General features: G+C 47.6%; 10 protein-coding genes. 8 read left to right on the top strand and 2 right to left on the bottom strand.

What is annotated here, in order from left to right; genetic code table 11:
• Positions 1–81: 81 nt before the first annotated feature.
• Positions 82–600: an SRPBCC family protein gene (locus CR164_RS09125; RefSeq protein WP_110023685.1), complete on the bottom strand. Its 519-nt coding sequence runs from the start codon at positions 598–600 to the stop codon at positions 82–84.
• A 136-nt stretch (positions 601–736) separates the two neighbouring features.
• A complete protein-coding gene (locus CR164_RS09120; protein WP_110023684.1) occupies positions 737–2,179 on the bottom strand; it encodes an alpha-amylase family glycosyl hydrolase in 1,443 nt (480 codons plus the stop codon).
• Between the two features lie 295 nt (positions 2,180–2,474).
• On the opposite strand from CR164_RS09120, the gene CR164_RS09110 reads away from it, so the two are divergent.
• The 8 genes from CR164_RS09110 to CR164_RS09075 all read left to right on the top strand — a co-directional run bounded on the left by CR164_RS09110 (position 2,475) and on the right by CR164_RS09075 (position 15,997).
• Positions 2,475–2,771: a 4a-hydroxytetrahydrobiopterin dehydratase gene (locus CR164_RS09110; protein WP_110023682.1), complete on the top strand. Its 297-nt coding sequence runs from the start codon at positions 2,475–2,477 to the stop codon at positions 2,769–2,771.
• A gap of 488 nt (positions 2,772–3,259) precedes the next feature.
• Positions 3,260–5,473, top strand: a complete 2,214-nt coding sequence (locus CR164_RS09105) for an ATP-dependent helicase (protein WP_110023681.1) — start codon at positions 3,260–3,262, stop codon at positions 5,471–5,473.
• Between the two features lie 115 nt (positions 5,474–5,588).
• A complete protein-coding gene (locus tag CR164_RS09100) occupies positions 5,589–6,632 on the top strand; it encodes an MJ1255/VC2487 family glycosyltransferase (protein WP_110023680.1) in 1,044 nt (347 codons plus the stop codon).
• A 38-nt stretch (positions 6,633–6,670) separates the two neighbouring features.
• Positions 6,671–7,255: a leucyl/phenylalanyl-tRNA--protein transferase gene (gene aat, locus CR164_RS09095; RefSeq protein ID WP_110023679.1), complete on the top strand. Its 585-nt coding sequence runs from the start codon at positions 6,671–6,673 to the stop codon at positions 7,253–7,255.
• 97 nt (positions 7,256–7,352) lie between these two features.
• Positions 7,353–8,654 carry an ArsA family ATPase gene (locus CR164_RS09090; protein WP_110023678.1) on the top strand — a complete coding sequence of 434 codons (1,302 nt, stop codon included), beginning with the start codon at positions 7,353–7,355 and terminating at the stop codon, positions 8,652–8,654.
• Positions 8,655–8,920: 266 nt separating this feature from the next.
• Positions 8,921–9,802: an enoyl-ACP reductase FabI gene (locus CR164_RS09085; RefSeq protein ID WP_110023677.1), complete on the top strand. Its 882-nt coding sequence runs from the start codon at positions 8,921–8,923 to the stop codon at positions 9,800–9,802.
• Between the two features lie 219 nt (positions 9,803–10,021).
• Complete coding sequence (locus tag CR164_RS09080) at positions 10,022–12,238, top strand: NADP-dependent isocitrate dehydrogenase (RefSeq protein ID WP_110023676.1); 2,217 nt, start codon at positions 10,022–10,024, stop codon at positions 12,236–12,238.
• A 270-nt stretch (positions 12,239–12,508) separates the two neighbouring features.
• Positions 12,509–15,997, top strand: coding sequence for a vitamin B12-dependent ribonucleotide reductase (locus CR164_RS09075; RefSeq protein ID WP_110023675.1), 3,489 nt, complete (start codon positions 12,509–12,511; stop codon positions 15,995–15,997).
• Positions 15,998–16,053: the final 56 nt, after the last annotated feature.

The following is a 16,053-nucleotide window of genomic DNA, read 5'->3' as shown; positions in this document are numbered from 1 at the left end:
GTTTCTCCTCTGTCAAGGTCGAATAAGAAAAACGGTTTGAATGGCTGTTACAAAATATTTGGTAATCGGCTCGAACGTTTCTCAGTGGCAAAATGCGTTGGTTTCGGCACGTTTTTTATGAGCTGAAAGAATTCCGGGGAGGTCCTGCCGCTGAACAAAGCTTACCAGTATGGGTGGTGCGAAAAACAGCGGTTTGATTTTTGCTCTATAGTGTAGAATGGTACCTTCATATTCACGATGTGTTTCCAGAAGCCATTCTCCCTGATACACGTGGAAGTCTCCGCTGACCTGCTCAAACGATACCCGATGAAGATATTCTTCGTATATCTTCAGTCGGAAGTTGACTGTTTTTTCAAAGATCAGGATGCCGGTTTTGCCTGTCTGTTCAAGGATGATCGCTCCGTTTTTTTTTTCGATCGTTCGACTTGCGACAACTTTCGGGAGGGTGTTGCTGAGATTGTCGTAATCTGTCAGGGCTTTCCAGACTTTTTCAGGCGGGGCCTTGATAAATATCCTGCCGGATACTCCTACGATATCATCTTGGTGATAGGACAGGTCGATAAGGATATCACCGCTAAGCAGTCGGTTATGTTCTTGCATGCCGCAATCGCAATGTAGTTGTTCGATAGGGTGTGCGGTATCGGTTCACAAAAAACAGAAGGCTAAAACAATAATAATAACAATAATTTACATTCGTGATTTAAACTGTGCAATGTCGTAGCGACGTCAAGTTTGCTCAATCCTTACAATGAATGACCACCCCTTCGTGTTGGGAAAGTTTGATCCCTACACCTGTTTTGTGCTGAGAGGCCGCAACAAGGTTCTGCTTCGTACTGAAGATCGAATGCTCTTTTTTATCAAGCATTTCGAGCTGCGCATGATCAACATTGACTTCAACACCGGTTGAACTGAAATTGACAATGATAAACGCCGATTCTCCATTGGCATATCGCCGGTAACCTATACAGCCTGATGTATCATGGACATTGAGGTTCAGTATTTCGATTTTACCTTTTGTAAATACCTCGGTATTGGTAAGCTTGAACAGCTTCCGGTAAAATTCATGCAGTTCACCATTGAAAGGTTCATCGGCTTGACGGAGTAGCTGTACAGGAAGCTGGTACCTGAATCCTTCCATTTGTCCCTGGTGAATGAGATGCATTCCCGGTGAGGTGACCAGGATCAAGGCTGCGACAAGGTGATTCGGACCCAGCTTTTTTGCAGCTCTCGGTTCGTCATGGTTTTCAAGGAACAGGCAGAGTTTCGACCGGTAGTTCCATTCGGCTTTCAAGTGCTCTCTCAGCCTGGTGATATCGATAGGATGAGAGGTGATGTGGTCATAAAACGGTTTGTCATAGGTGTAGTCGAAGCCCATTTGCTGCAGCTCCCACTCTTTGTTCCAGTAGGATTCTGCAAGGAAAAGAAAGCCTGGTTTCCGGGATTTTACGGCCTTTATCGCTTTTGGCCAGAACTCGTCCGGCATGGGACCGGTGAGTGGAGCCCATGTTGTGTCAAATACTGATTTGAGGATCAGCATGGCCACGTCGCAACGGACAGCATCACATTTTTCACTGATGGAAAGCAGGTTCTCCATCATGAGCGTGTGGGTTTTGGAATTGGCATAGTTCAACTGCAAGGTATCAGTCCATGCAGGGAAGTATGGATCTTTCCCATGGGCAAGGTAGCGATCACGCTTGTATTCAAAGCATGAACCGGGATCGAGGTACTGCTCTTCGTTCGATACGGTGACGAAATATTCCGGGTGTTCGGGAAGCCATTTATTGTCAAGTGCCATGTGGTTGGGGACGAAATCGAGCATGAGTTTTATTCCCGAGGCACTGAGTCTTTCGCGAAATATATCGAGTTCTTTTTCCTCGCCAAGGCAAGGATTGATGCTGTATTCCGGGATGGCGTAAGGAGATGCTCCGATGTCTTCCGGGACAAGGTTTTCCAACTGCTTGAGAAAAGCCGTTCGGAGACTCTGGTGAGAGCGGGCTGTTGCCTGACTGTAAAGGCTTGGTTTCCATACACCCATAAGCCAGATGACGTCGAAGCCACATGATGAGAAAAATTCGAACTCTTTTTCCGGAACCGAGCCGAGCGTGACGGGTTTCTGGTATATGTGAGAAAGTTTGCGGAGCCAGACCCGTGTATTTATTTCGTAGACTAAAGGGAACATGGTATCAATAGGGTTATCAAACTGAAAAAATCACCGTGATGATCAGCGCTTTCGATGGTGTTGCCGGTAAAACACAGGGTTTATGGGTGCCTTTCGTCCATTGCTTCAAATGAGTTTGGATGAAATCAGGATGCATTACAAATTGCTGGAGGCGCTTCAATATAGCACTGAATACCTATGGATGAAATGTAAAATGATTGTGTCGAGGCAAGGTACGCCGGGATTGGATAAAAGAAAAACGTTGTTTTCAGTACATAGTTCACCCGCGGCATATTGAAACAAACAGGATATCTCTATGGAAAAGCTTAATGACGATCTCGTTGAGAAGAAGATCCGGGAGCTCAACGGATGGGATGTTGTTGTCGTAGACGGGGAAAAACGTCTTGTCAGGGAGTTTATATTCGAAGACTTTACGGGTGCTGTAGCGTTCAGCGTAAAAGTCGGGATAATTGCCGAGAAAGCCGATCATCATCCTGTTGTGTTGACCGAGTGGGGGAAGGTAACGGTTTCCTGGTGGAGCCATTCGCTCGGCGGACTGAGCGAAAAAGATTTCGAAATGGCAGAGAGAACATCGATGCTCTATGAGGGCTGAAAATACTTTGTTAATGCATACGATTGAGCATGAAGAAGATTGAAAATATCAATACTTTTAAAGATAGAAACCATTAAAGAACGTTGGAGATGGCTATGTCGAAGTATGTGTGTTGAAAGAAAAGCTTGAAATGATGGAACTGATCGGTGCTCGATTGCTAAAAAAAAACGGTATGGATAAAGGAGATACATGATGAACAATATTGGAGATGTTCTTCGATGATGCTTCAAAAATGGTAGACTCAGAAAATATGTGCGACAACTCACGCGATTGGAGCGAGTTGCTTTCAGAATAGAAAGGCGATTTTTCCAGGATGATTATCGTTTTTTTGTCTTCCTTTTGACAGGGCTTAGCCCGATTGAACGTTTACTTAGAGAAACAAACCGTCTCTTTTCAGTGGAAGACGGTCTTTTTTTTTATTTTAACCGCGATAAAATGATACGGCTCGATCGAGCCTTTTATGGACTAACTTTTTTTCGATAATCGTTTTGATTGATTTTCTTCAACAACTCAATGATGTACAGCGCCAGGCTGTTCAGACTACCGAAGGACCGGTTATGGTGCTTGCAGGCGCAGGTTCGGGCAAAACCAGGGTCATTACGTACAGAATAGCTTATCTGATCGGCGAGGAAAACGTTGCCCCTCACCAGATTCTTGCACTGACCTTTACGAACAAGGCGGCCAACGAAATGCGTCAGCGTGTGGATGAGCTGCTGCACAGCGGAAGTTCAAGAGGGCTCTGGATCGGCACGTTCCATTCAATATTCGCTCGTCTGCTTCGTAACTATATTCATCTGATAGGTTATGATGGCAACTTTTCGATTTATGATTCCGATGACAGCAAGAGTTTGATACGTCAGGTGATGAAGGAGCTGAATATTCCTGTTGATGCCGTGCCTGTCAATACTGTGCAGGGAATCATAAGCAAGGCAAAAAACAGTTTTATTCTGCCCGATCAGTTTCATGCACAGGCTTCGGATTATAACGGTCAGAAAGCGGCGCAGATTTATGAGGTTTATGTCCGCAAGCTCCGGGAGAACAATGCGCTTGATTTTGACGACCTGCTCATCAAACCTCTTGAGCTTTTTCAGGCACAACCGGCAGTGCTCGAACAGCTGCAGCACTATTTCCGCTACATTCTGATCGACGAGTACCAGGATACGAACAAGGCTCAATACCTTGTTGCGAAGTCCCTTGCCGCAAAACATCGAAACATTTTTGTGGTTGGAGATGATGCACAATCCATTTACTCTTGGCGAGGTGCGGATATCACCAATATCCTGAATTTCCAGGATGACTACCCTGAGGCTTCGGTTTTCAAGCTGGTTGAAAACTATCGCAGCACGCAGACAATTCTCCAGGCTGCAAACGGGGTTATCAAGCGTAACAGGAGGCAGATAGAAAAGGAGCTTGTTTCCAGGCAGAGCAGTGGCGAGCCTTTGACGCTTCTCGAGTCGTTCAACGAAAAAAGGGAAGCCGAAAAGGTCGGAGAGTATATCCGTACCTGGAAACTGACAAAAGGCTTTGACTACAAGGATTTTGCGGTCTTTTACCGGACCAACGCACAGTCGAGGGTCCTGGAGGATATCTTTCGGATGGACAGGATTCCTTACAGAATTTTCGGGAGTGTTTCATTTTACAAACGTAAGGAGATCAAGGATGCCGTTGCATATCTCCGATTTATACGTAATGATCAGGATACCGAATCCCTCTTGCGTATTATCAATTTTCCTCCCCGGAAAATCGGTGAGGTCAGTATCGGCAAACTTCGTGACTATGCGCTTACGAACAATTCCTCCTTGTATGAAGCTATTTTGAAAGCGGAAGAAGCTGATTTTCCTGCGAGGCTGCGTAATGCTCTTCAGGGATTCATTGCTGTTATAGAGCAGTTGAAGGATATCGCGAAAGAGGGCTCGGTTTATGACGTGCTTTCCGCTCTCTATGAATCGACAGGTATTACATCGTTGCTTCAGGCTGAAAATACCCCTGAATCGATGGCACGCTATGAAAATCTCCAGGAGCTGCTTTCGATGGCAAGGGATTTTTCAGATCATAATGAAGGCACAAACGGCCTGAACGACTTTTTGAACGGGATCTCTCTGGCAACCGATTACGAAGAGGTTCAGGAAGATGACAATTATGTTTCCCTGATGACGGTTCATGCCGCTAAGGGGCTCGAGTTTCCCGTGGTTTTTATTACCGGTCTCGAGGAGAGGTTATTTCCTCTTAACTATTACGAGTCGGATGAACTTGAAGAAGAAAGAAGGTTGTTCTACGTTGCCGTGACAAGGGCACAGCAAAAGGTTTTTCTCTCCTGGGCAAAGAGTCGCTACTATTATGGGCAGCCGCAGACATGTATGAAGTCCATGTTCATCGACGAGGTTGACAGCAGTATCCTGATTACCGAAAGCGGGAAAAAACAAAGTAACGGGAGTGTTTCGGAAAAAAAGCAGAGCATCGAGCGATGTAACGGAAGAACACCGGTGCCTTCTTCTGTTTCGAAAAGCGGTGGAAATAGCAGCTCGGATGAGCGATCTTCCGGTTTGAAATCCGGAACGAGAGTGCATCATGCCATGTTCGGTCCCGGTATAGTGTTATCGGTCCAGGGGACGGGCGAGCGCCAGAAAGCAAAGATCAAATTCAGGAATGTCGGTGAGAAAACATTGATGGTACAGTATGCTAACCTTACCTTCGAACAATAGATTTCAGCCACCTGACCAGGCTGGGGATTGAAAAAGAGGAAGGCTGTCTTGGAGACCAGGTATAAATTAATCAGTCAATCATAAGCGATCGCTCAGTGCGGAAAGATTTTACAGCATGAAAATCCTTTTTGGTGTGCAGGGAACAGGGAACGGTCATATAAGCCGGAGCAGAGAACTGGTAACCAGTTTGCGCGACTTCGGTCATGAGGTTGAAGTGATAATCAGCGGGAGAAAAGAGGAGGAACTGAAGGAAATTGAGGTTTTTGCTCCTTACAAGGTTTTAAAGGGCCTGACGTTGGTGACATACCGCGGAAAGATGAATTATATCGAGACGATGTTTCAACTCGACCTTGGCAGACTGATGACGGATGTGTTCATGCTGGATGTGAACGAAATCGACCTCATCATTACCGATTTTGAGCCCGTAACCTCTATGGCTGCAAGAGTTAAAAATATTCCGTCGGTGGGGTTCGGTCACCAGTATGCCTTTCGTTATGATGTCCCAATGGCCAAGGGAAGTATCTTTGAACGCTATACATTGTTGAACTTTGCTCCGGCACAGTACAATGCAGGCCTTCACTGGCACCATTTTAACGAACCCATATTTCCGCCCGTAATCCCTCAAAGTCTCTATGATGCCGAAGAGGTCGAGGCAAAGGAGAGCAAGGTACTTGTCTATCTGCCTTTTGAAGAGGTCGAGGATGTATCGAAGCTTCTTATTCCCTTTGACAACCATGAATTCTACATATACGGGAAAGTCAAAGACGATCATGATGATGGTCATCTTCACTACAGAGGGTATTCGCGTGAAGGGTTTCTCCGTGATCTTCAGGAAAGCAGAGGTGTTGTCTGCAACGCAGGGTTCGAGCTGCCTGGTGAGGCATTGCATCTGGGCAAAAAACTGCTGGTCAGACCTCTCGACGGGCAGATCGAACAGGAATCGAACGCTCTGGCGATCGAGGAGCTTTCTTTGGGCATGACCATGCATTCTCTCGACGGAGATATTCTCCGCGACTGGTTGCTCAAGCCAAACAGGGCGCCAATGGGTTACAGCAAAACGGTAAACTACATTGCCGAATGGATAACGAAAGGGCAATGGGAGGATTTGGCCGACTATGTCGAGGCTGCCTGGGCCGATTGCCGAACAGAAAGCCAATGACTCTGGTTTGTTCAGGATGAAAAGGGTAGGGGTTTTATATGTTGAGGCTTGATGAAGTTCTTCGAGCATATCTGCACGGTTACTTTCCTATGGCGGATCCTGATGATGAGAAAGTTTATTGGTGTCAACCTCATCGCAGGGCAATTGTTCCGCTCCGAAACTACAAGACATCCAGGGTTGTCAGGAGCCTGGTAAGGAAAGGTGCGTTCGATGTATATTTCAACCGGGATTTCGGCAGGGTTATTCGCAGTTGTGCCGCTCCACGTGAAGAGGAATCTCAGACATGGATATCGGAAGAAATCATTGCGACATACACCGAGCTTCACGAACAGGGTTTTGCCCATAGTGTGGAATGCTACCGCGGTGATGAGCTTGCGGGTGGCTTGTACGGTCTTGCTATCGGAGGTGCATTTTTCGGTGAATCCATGTTTTACACCGTTTCAAACGCTTCCAAGGTTGCGTTCGATATACTGGTAAAGCACCTTGACAAAAAAGGGTACGAGCTTCTCGACGCGCAGATCATGAATTCTCATCTCGAGTTTCTTGGTGCCGTGGAAGTTGAACATGCCGAGTATATGAGGCAGCTGGAGCTCGCGTTACAGAAAAAGATACGTTTCATATAAAGCTGGAAAGTGGTACTTTTAACTTTCTAAACTTGCAGTACGTATTCTCTGGTGCTCTGCGGCAGAAAAATTCGGATTAAAAACAGGAGAAAAATCTATGTTGTCGAGGGATCTCGAAGAGGGTCGGCCACAACCAAGAGTAATAATATACTCGGGCAAGGGAGGGACAGGAAAAACCACCGTTTCTTCTTCAACGGCTGTAGCCCTGGCGAGAAAAAACAAGCGGGTCCTCATTATGTCTTCCGATCCGGCGCATTCCCTTTCGGATGTCTTCAACATGCCAATAAGCCGGAACGAGCCCCAGAAAATCGAGCATAATCTTTACGGTCTTGAAGTCGATACGATTCATGAACTGAAGAAAAACATGTCAGGGTTTCAGAAGTTCGTTTCTTCATCCTATCAAAATCAGGGTATCGATAGCGGGATGGCTTCCGAACTGACTACCCAGCCGGGGCTCGATGAGATTTTTGCTTTGGGCAGACTGGTTGATGAAGCCCAGTCTGGCAGATGGGATGCGGTTGTACTGGATACTTCACCAACCGGAAACACGCTCAGGCTGTTGGCCTACCCTGAAATTATCATCGGGGGCAACATGGGCAAACAGTTTTTCAAGCTTTATAAGAGCATGTCCTCTCTTGCCCGTCCGATGGGCAAGAACTCGATTCCTGATGAAGAGTTTTTCAATGAGGTCAATGTTCTCTTGAAACAAATGGAGGATATCAACAAATTCATTCTGAGTCCTGAAGTGACGTTCAGGCTGGTTCTGAATCCCGAGAAACTTTCCATCCTCGAGACAAAAAGAGCATATACCTTCGTTCATCTCTATGGTATCAATATAGACGGTATCGTTATCAACAAGATTTTGCCGACATCGAAAACCGTCGGAGAGTATTTTGAGTTTTGGGCCGATCTCCATAGCAAATATCTGATGGAAATCGATAATTCTTTCTATCCTACTCCGGTATTTCGTTGTCAGCTCCAGCGTACCGAGCCGATCGGCCCGGACGCGCTGCATGAAGTCAGCAAACTGGTTTTTGGTGACCAGTCTCCTGATAAGGTTTATTATTCAGGTAAAAATTTCTGGATAGAGTCCAAAAAAAGTGCTCATGCCGAAGACCACCTCGAAATGCTCTGTATTCGTATTCCATTCCTGAAAGAAGCTGAAACAGTCGATGTAAAGCGGATGGGTACCGATATTGTCGTTACAGTAGATCGAGCGCAACGTATCATTACTTTACCCAGGGCACTGTACAGTTTGGAAATGGAAAAATATGTCAGGGAAGACGATCTTCTGAGGTTGTTGTTCAGGGAGGTTCCGGTAGATAAAGAGGATATGGAGCTCAATGTCAATAAGAATGTACTTAACAAGTTACGCTCGTTGAGGAAAATGAAATTCTAAAGGTCACCTCTATAATTTGCTGCGCGATCCGAATACTTCGTTGGCCGGTGCTCGAAATCCTCATGTACTCTGTGTACACGCCGTTTTCTGCGTTCCGTCCACCTTGTTTTCAGGTTGCTCAAGGCAATTAAAAGAGGGACTCTAAAGCAAGTTTTCTTGGTGATACATTGTGCATTTGGCTGTATTCTTTGTATCTTCTCCTTTTAAAATATTAACTTTTCAGGGATTTTTACCCCAGGTAACTGTTAAAAGAATCAGCTTATAATATGCCTGATAAAGCGCATTACGGTCTTTTGAAAGGAAAAAAAGGAATTGTTTTCGGTCCGCTGGATGAAAGTAGCATTGGATGGCAGATTGCTCTCCATGCTTACCGCGAAGGTGCCGAGGTGGCAATTTCCAATATAGCTACGGCACTGAGGTTCGGTAATATTCAGGAGCTGGCTGAGTCTTGCGGCAACGCGCCGGTTATTATGTGCGACGCAAGCAAGGATGAGGATGTCGACAAAGCTTTCAAGGAGTTGTCGGAAAAACTCGGCAGTGTCGATTTTATCGTTCATTCGATAGGAATGTCCCAGAACATTCGTAAACAGGTCCCCTATGAGGAGCTGAATTACGAATGGTTTATGAAAACGCTGAATGTGTCCGGGATCTCACTGCATCGTTTGGTATCGTTTGCGTTGAAGAACGACGTGCTCAATGACGGTGGAAGTATTCTGGCTCTTTCCTACATCGCCTCTCAGAGAAACTACTGGACTTATTCCGATATGGGAGACGCCAAGTCGTTATTGGAGTCGATAGTCAGGAGTTATGGGCCACGTTTGGCGAAGCGCGGTATCAGGATCAACACGATTTCGCAAAGCCCTACATACACCAAGGCAGGGAGTGGTATTCCCGGGTTTGAGAAAATGCACGAGTATAGCGACCTGATGTCTCCGCTTGGCAATGCATCTGCGGAAGAATGTGCAGAGTATGCCGTGACCCTGCTGAGTGATTTGACTCGCAAGGTGACCATGCAGAATCTCTTTCATGATGGCGGTTACAGTTCCATGGGGGCTACGATTCCCATGATCAGACTGGCTGACGAAGCTCTTCATGACGAGGAACTTGCTGCAAGGGTCGGCCTGGAAGATTTTTCACCCTCCAAATAATCCACCGGAGACAAGACTCACACCATCTCCGGTTTTTATTCTGCCGCGACTAAACCGTTGCCGGCATGGTATATAAAATTGTTGAAATTGCCTGTTTTTCAGGCGATGAGGGATCTGTTTTTCGTTGGCTCGTAACCGTTTACGGCCGGAAATGTTTTTTTCTCGTGACCGTTATAATAATCCAGTATAATCAGCATTAACAGAAAAAATAACAGACATATGGCTACAATCGTCTATACCAAAATTGATGAGGCGCCAGCACTGGCTACCTACTCTTTACTGCCTGTTATCCAGGCTTTTACCGGTGATTCCGGTGTTTCGGTTGAAACTTGCGATATCTCTCTTGCCGGAAGGATCATCGCAAATTTTCCCGAGAACCTTACTGAAGAGCAGCGTATTCCCGATAATCTGACTGCACTCGGCGAGCTGGCGAAGACCCTCGATGCAAATATCATCAAACTTCCGAACATCAGTGCATCGATTCCCCAGCTTCAGGCAGCTATCAAGGAACTGCAGGAAAAAGGATATGCCATTCCCGATTTTCCTGAAGATCCGAAAACCGAAGAGGAAAAAGAACTCAGGGCCCGCTTTGCAAAAGCGCTCGGAAGCGCTGTGAATCCGGTGCTTCGTGAAGGAAACTCCGACAGGAGAGCTGCGGCCTCGGTAAAACAGTACGCGCAGAACAACCCTCATCGCCTCAGAGCCTGGGACGGCGGTTCGAGAGCCCATGTCGCTCACATGGACGGCGGGGATTTCTTCGGCAGCGAACAGTCGACAACCATGAACGGAGCGACAACTGCAAGCATTGAATTTGTCGATAATGACGGAACAGTAACCGTGCTCAAGGAAGGTATTGCTCTGCAGGACGGTGAAGTGGTCGATACCTCGGCTATGAACGTTCGCAGGCTGCGCGAGTTTTTTGCCAATGAGATCGACAAGGCGAAAAATGACGGCCTTCTTCTTTCGCTTCATATGAAAGCGACCATGATGAAAGTTTCCGATCCTATCATTTTCGGCCATGCAGTATCGGTTTTCTACAAGGACGTCTTCGACAAGCACGGCGACGTACTCAACGAACTCGGCGTCAATGTCAACAACGGACTTGGCGACCTGTATGCCAAGATCGAAAAGCTTCCGGCCGACAAGAAAGCCGAAATCGAAGCTGACATCCAGGAGGTCTATAAAAACCGTCCGGCTCTTGCCATGGTGGATTCCGACAAAGGTATTACCAACCTTCATGTTCCTAACGATATTATCATCGATGCTTCGATGCCGGTCGTTATCCGTGACGGCGGAAAAATGTGGGGTCCTGACGGTGAATTGCATGACACCAAGGCAATGATTCCTGATCGCAGCTATGCCACCATGTACCAGGAAATGGTCGAGGACTGCCAGAAGAACGGTGCTTACGATGTATCGACCATGGGCAGCGTGCCTAACGTGGGTCTCATGGCGCAGAAAGCCGAAGAATACGGTTCGCACGACAAAACCTATGAAGCTCCGGGTAACGGTACCATCAGGGTTGTTGACGGCAACGGCAATGCGATGCTCGAGCAGAGCGTCGAACCGGGCGATATTTTCAGAATGTGCCAGGTCAAGGACGCACCGATCCGCGACTGGGTAAAACTTGCTGTCAGTCGTGCAAAAGCCACCGGTGCTCCGGCGGTATTCTGGCTCGACAACCAGAGAGCTCACCACATCCAGTTGATTGAAAAAGTCAACACCTATCTCAAGGACCACGATACCACCGGTCTCGATATCAGGATCATGTCTCCTGTCGAAGCAATGCGCTTCTCGCTCGAACGCATCAGACAGGGCAAGGACACCATCTCTGTAACCGGTAACGTGCTCAGGGATTACCTCACCGACCTGTTCCCGATCCTCGAACTTGGTACCAGTGCAAAAATGCTTTCAATCGTTCCTCTGATGAACGGAGGCGGTTTGTTCGAAACAGGTGCAGGCGGGTCGGCTCCAAAGCATGTCCAGCAGTTTGTCAACGAAGGGCATCTGAGGTGGGATTCACTCGGTGAGATGCTCGCTCTCGGTGTATCGCTCGAGCATCTCGGCAATACTTTCGGGAACGAGAAGGCCAAGGTTTTTGCCGAAACTGTTGACCAGGCTGTCGGGCAGTATCTTGAAAACAGAAAATCACCTTCCCGCAAAGTCAATGAAATCGACAACCGCGGAAGTCACTTTTATTTTGGCATGTACTGGGCGAGAGCGCTTGCAAACCAGGATAAGGATCAAGAGCTGAAAGCCAAATTTGCAACGGTTGCGGCGGAGCTTGAAAACAACGAGCAGAAGATCATCGGGGAGCTCAACGGTGCACAGGGGACTCCGGTCGATCTCGGCGGATACTTCATGCCGGATGATGAGAAAGCATCCAGAGCAATGCGCCCAAGTGCAACACTCAATGCCATCATCGACGCTATCTGATAAAAATCGTTGATTGGCAAGCCTTTCCTACAAGCCTCCCTACTCAGGGGGGCTTTTTTTATAAAAACGGTTTCTTACCTCTTGTAGATCAAGGCATTGCAGATTTCAACGGGATCTCATTGCCGGATGCACTTGTTATTTTTAGACGAACAGGTGTATATTGCTTTTTTAAACCCCCATTCACCCCGTGATGGGCGTGTTTTTATAAAAGACTTTAATATAACAGGTTAGAGGTTCAAGAGCCTTTATTATTCCTAAAGATATTCCGCAATGAAAATTTCTCGCCGTTTTACCACGAAAGGCCGTGATGTTTATGAGATGTTCGAGTACACGAAACGTTCGTCTGTACTTCGTAACCCCGATGGATCCAAAGTTTTTGAAATGAACGATGTCGAGGTTCCGAAGGAGTGGTCTCAGGTTGCCGCCGACATTCTTGCGCAAAAGTATTTTAGAAAAACCGGGGTTCCGCAGCGGGATGAAAACGGTGACATTGTGCTGGATGAACGAGGACAGCCTGTGACCGGCTGTGAGCATTCGATCAAACAGGTTGTTCACCGACTTGTAGGCTGTTGGAAGGAATGGGGAGAAAAACATAAGTATTTTGATACCAAGGAGGACGCTCAGGCTTTTTATGACGAAGTTGCCTATATGCTGATCAGTCAAAGGGGAGCGCCGAATTCGCCACAGTGGTTCAATACAGGCCTCAAGTATGCATATGGTATCGAAGGTCCGGCACAGGGTCATTTTTACGTTGATGGTAAAAGCGGGGAAGTGAAGGAGTCAAAAGATGCCTATTCGAGGCCGCAGGCACATGCATGTTTTATACAGTCGGTCAAGGATGATCTGGTTAACGATGGAGGTATTTTCGATCTTGCCGTGCGTGAAGCAAGAGTATTCAAATTCGGCAGCGGTTCAGGAACCAACTTTTCGAATCTCCGTTCATCTGGGGAAAAGCTCAGTGGAGGAGGAAGTTCCTCGGGGCTGATGAGTTTTCTCAAAATTTTCGATTCCGCGGCGGGTGCAATAAAGTCAGGGGGGACGACACGGCGGGCGGCCAAGATGGTCATCGTCGATATCGACCATCCCGATGTTGAAAAGTTTATAGAATGGAAAGCCAGAGAGGAGGACAAGGTCGCATCACTGGTGGCCGGTTCCAGAGTATGCTCCAGATTTCTCGAGGCGATCGTCGACGAAGCGGTTGAAAACGGTTGTGACCGGCACAAAAACGAAAAACTGAACATCCTGATCAAGAATGCCGTAAGCCGCGGTGTTCCGATGAGCTATATCGTAAGGGTACTGTCGCTGGTTGAGCAGGGATATACAGCGCTCGATTTTGATCAGTACAACACTCATTATGAGTCGGAAGCATACCAGACGGTTGCAGGTCAGAATTCGAACAATACCGTCAGGGTCACCAACGCTTTCATGAAAGCCGTTGAAAATGATGAGTTATGGGAGCTTAAAGAGCGGACGAGCGGAAAGCATGCGAAATCGGTGAGAGCGCGAGATCTTTGGGAGAAAATCGTTATGAGCGCATGGAAATGCGCCGATCCGGGTTTGCAATTCGATACGACTATCAACGACTGGCACACCGCTCCGCAAAGTGGGCGTATCAATGCCAGTAACCCTTGTTCCGAGTATATGTTTCTGGATGATACGGCCTGTAATCTGGCCAGCCTGAATCTTGGATTCTTTCTCGATGAAAAGCAGGGTACGATAAAGGTCGACGATCTGTTGCACGCAGCCCGGCTCTGGACGGTCGTACTGGAGATTTCGGTGTTGATGGCCCATTTTCCTTCCCGGGATATTGCCCGCTTGAGCTATGAATTCAGGACGCTCGGCTTGGGTTTCGCCAATCTTGGTACTGTTCTCATGATTATGGGGATTCCTTATGATTCACCAAAAGCATTGGCGATAGCAGGAGCGATATCGGCTTTGATTACAGGTGAAGCATATAAAGCGTCAGCCGAGTTGGCAAAGGACCAGGGACCTTTTGCCCGTTACGAGGAAAACGCTCAGGACATGCTGCGGGTTGTCAGGAATCATCGTAGAGCAGCGCACAACATGTCGGAAGACGACTACGAAGGGCTTATGGTCAAGCCTCGCGGCATCGACTCCGAGTATTGCCCGACCAACCTATTCGAGAAAGCCGGAAAGGTTTGGGACGAGGCTCTCGAGATGGGTGAACGGCACGGTTACAGAAATGCCCAGGTCAGCGTTATAGCGCCGACTGGTACCATCGGACTGGTCATGGACTGTGATACAACAGGTATCGAACCGGAGTTTGCAATTGTCAAATTCAAGAAGCTTGCCGGTGGCGGTTATTTCAAGATCGTCAACCAGTCGGTACACAAAGCACTTGAACGCCTTGGTTACAGTGCGAAACAGATTGACGATATCGAGAGATACTGCAAAGGGCACGGAACATTATCCGGTTGCCCCACCATCAATCGTCAGTGGCTGAAAAACAAGGGGTTTACCGAAGACAAGATCGAAACGATCGAATCCCAGCTCGAGAATGTTTTCGATATTCGGTTCGCTTTCAACAAATGGATACTCGGGGAAGAGTTCTGCGAAGCGCTGGGTTTTACGGAAGAACAGCTCAACGACCAGAATTTCAATATGCTCGAAGCTCTTGGGGCTTCGAAGAAGGACTATGAGATTGCCAATGACTACGTTTGCGGTACGATGACCGTAGAAGGAGCTCCGCATCTTAAACTGGAACATCTCCCGGTATTCGACTGTGCGGGAAAATGCGGTAGCAAGGGTCTTCGTTATATCAACCACATGGCTCATGTACGGATGATGTCGGCAGTTCAACCCTTTATTTCAGGTGCGATATCCAAAACCGTCAATATGCCGGCAACAGCCACGACCCAGGAGATCGCCGAAGTGTATTTCTCTGCGTGGCAGCACATGATCAAGGCGATTACCATATACCGCGACGGATCGAAACTTTCGCAGCCATTGAATATCAGCAGTTATGACGATCTCGACGAAGTGATCATGCTCGGCACAGAGGATGATCTCGATGAAACCAAAGGACCGAAAGAGGTACAGGAGCGGATTGTTGAAAGAATCTATCACCGGTCGGAGCGCCGTTTGCTGCCGAAACGAAGGAAAGGGTATATCCGTGAAGCGTATGTCGGTGCTCACAAGGTATTCCTGAGAACCGGCGAGTACGAGGATGGTTCGCTGGGTGAGATCTTCATCGATATGTACAAAGAAGGAGCGTCGTTCAAGGGATTGCTCAACTGTTTTGCCGTACTTGCTTCCAAGGCGCTGCAGTACGGAATGCCTCTCGAAGAACTGGTGGACAGTTTCACCTTTACCAGATTCGAGCCGGCAGGCATGGTGCAGGGGCACAATGTCATCAAAAACGCCACCTCGATTCTTGATTACGTTTTCCGTTCCATCGGCTACGACTATCTTGGACGTAAAGACTTTATCCATGTCAAAGCGGTTGATGAAATTTCTTCCGGCAACGCAGGATCAGAGGGAAAAGACGGAGAGGTAGGCGGACTCGATGCTTCAGAGGCGGCTGTTTCCGATGCCTCCTCCACTGCAACCCGACAGCCCGGAAAAACTGTTGCAAAAGCGGAAAAAGAGGTTTCGGGACATGTCGATACCCAGATAATCCAGGCCAAAGTTCAGGGGTATTCCGGTGAACAATGTGAAAACTGCGGTTCCATGCGGGTTCGCCAAAACGGAACCTGCATGGTGTGCGAGGATTGCGGTATGACCACAGGTTGTTCCTAAAACCGCATTCTGCCTGCTGTGCGGTTCGAGTGCTGCGTTGGGTGGTGCTCGAAATC

The sequence above is a fragment of the Prosthecochloris marina genome, assembly GCF_003182595.1.
Lineage (GTDB): Bacteria > Bacteroidota > Chlorobiia > Chlorobiales > Chlorobiaceae > Prosthecochloris > Prosthecochloris marina.
Note: the sequence above shows the minus strand (reverse complement) of the source record. Positions and strands in the feature narration are given on the sequence as shown.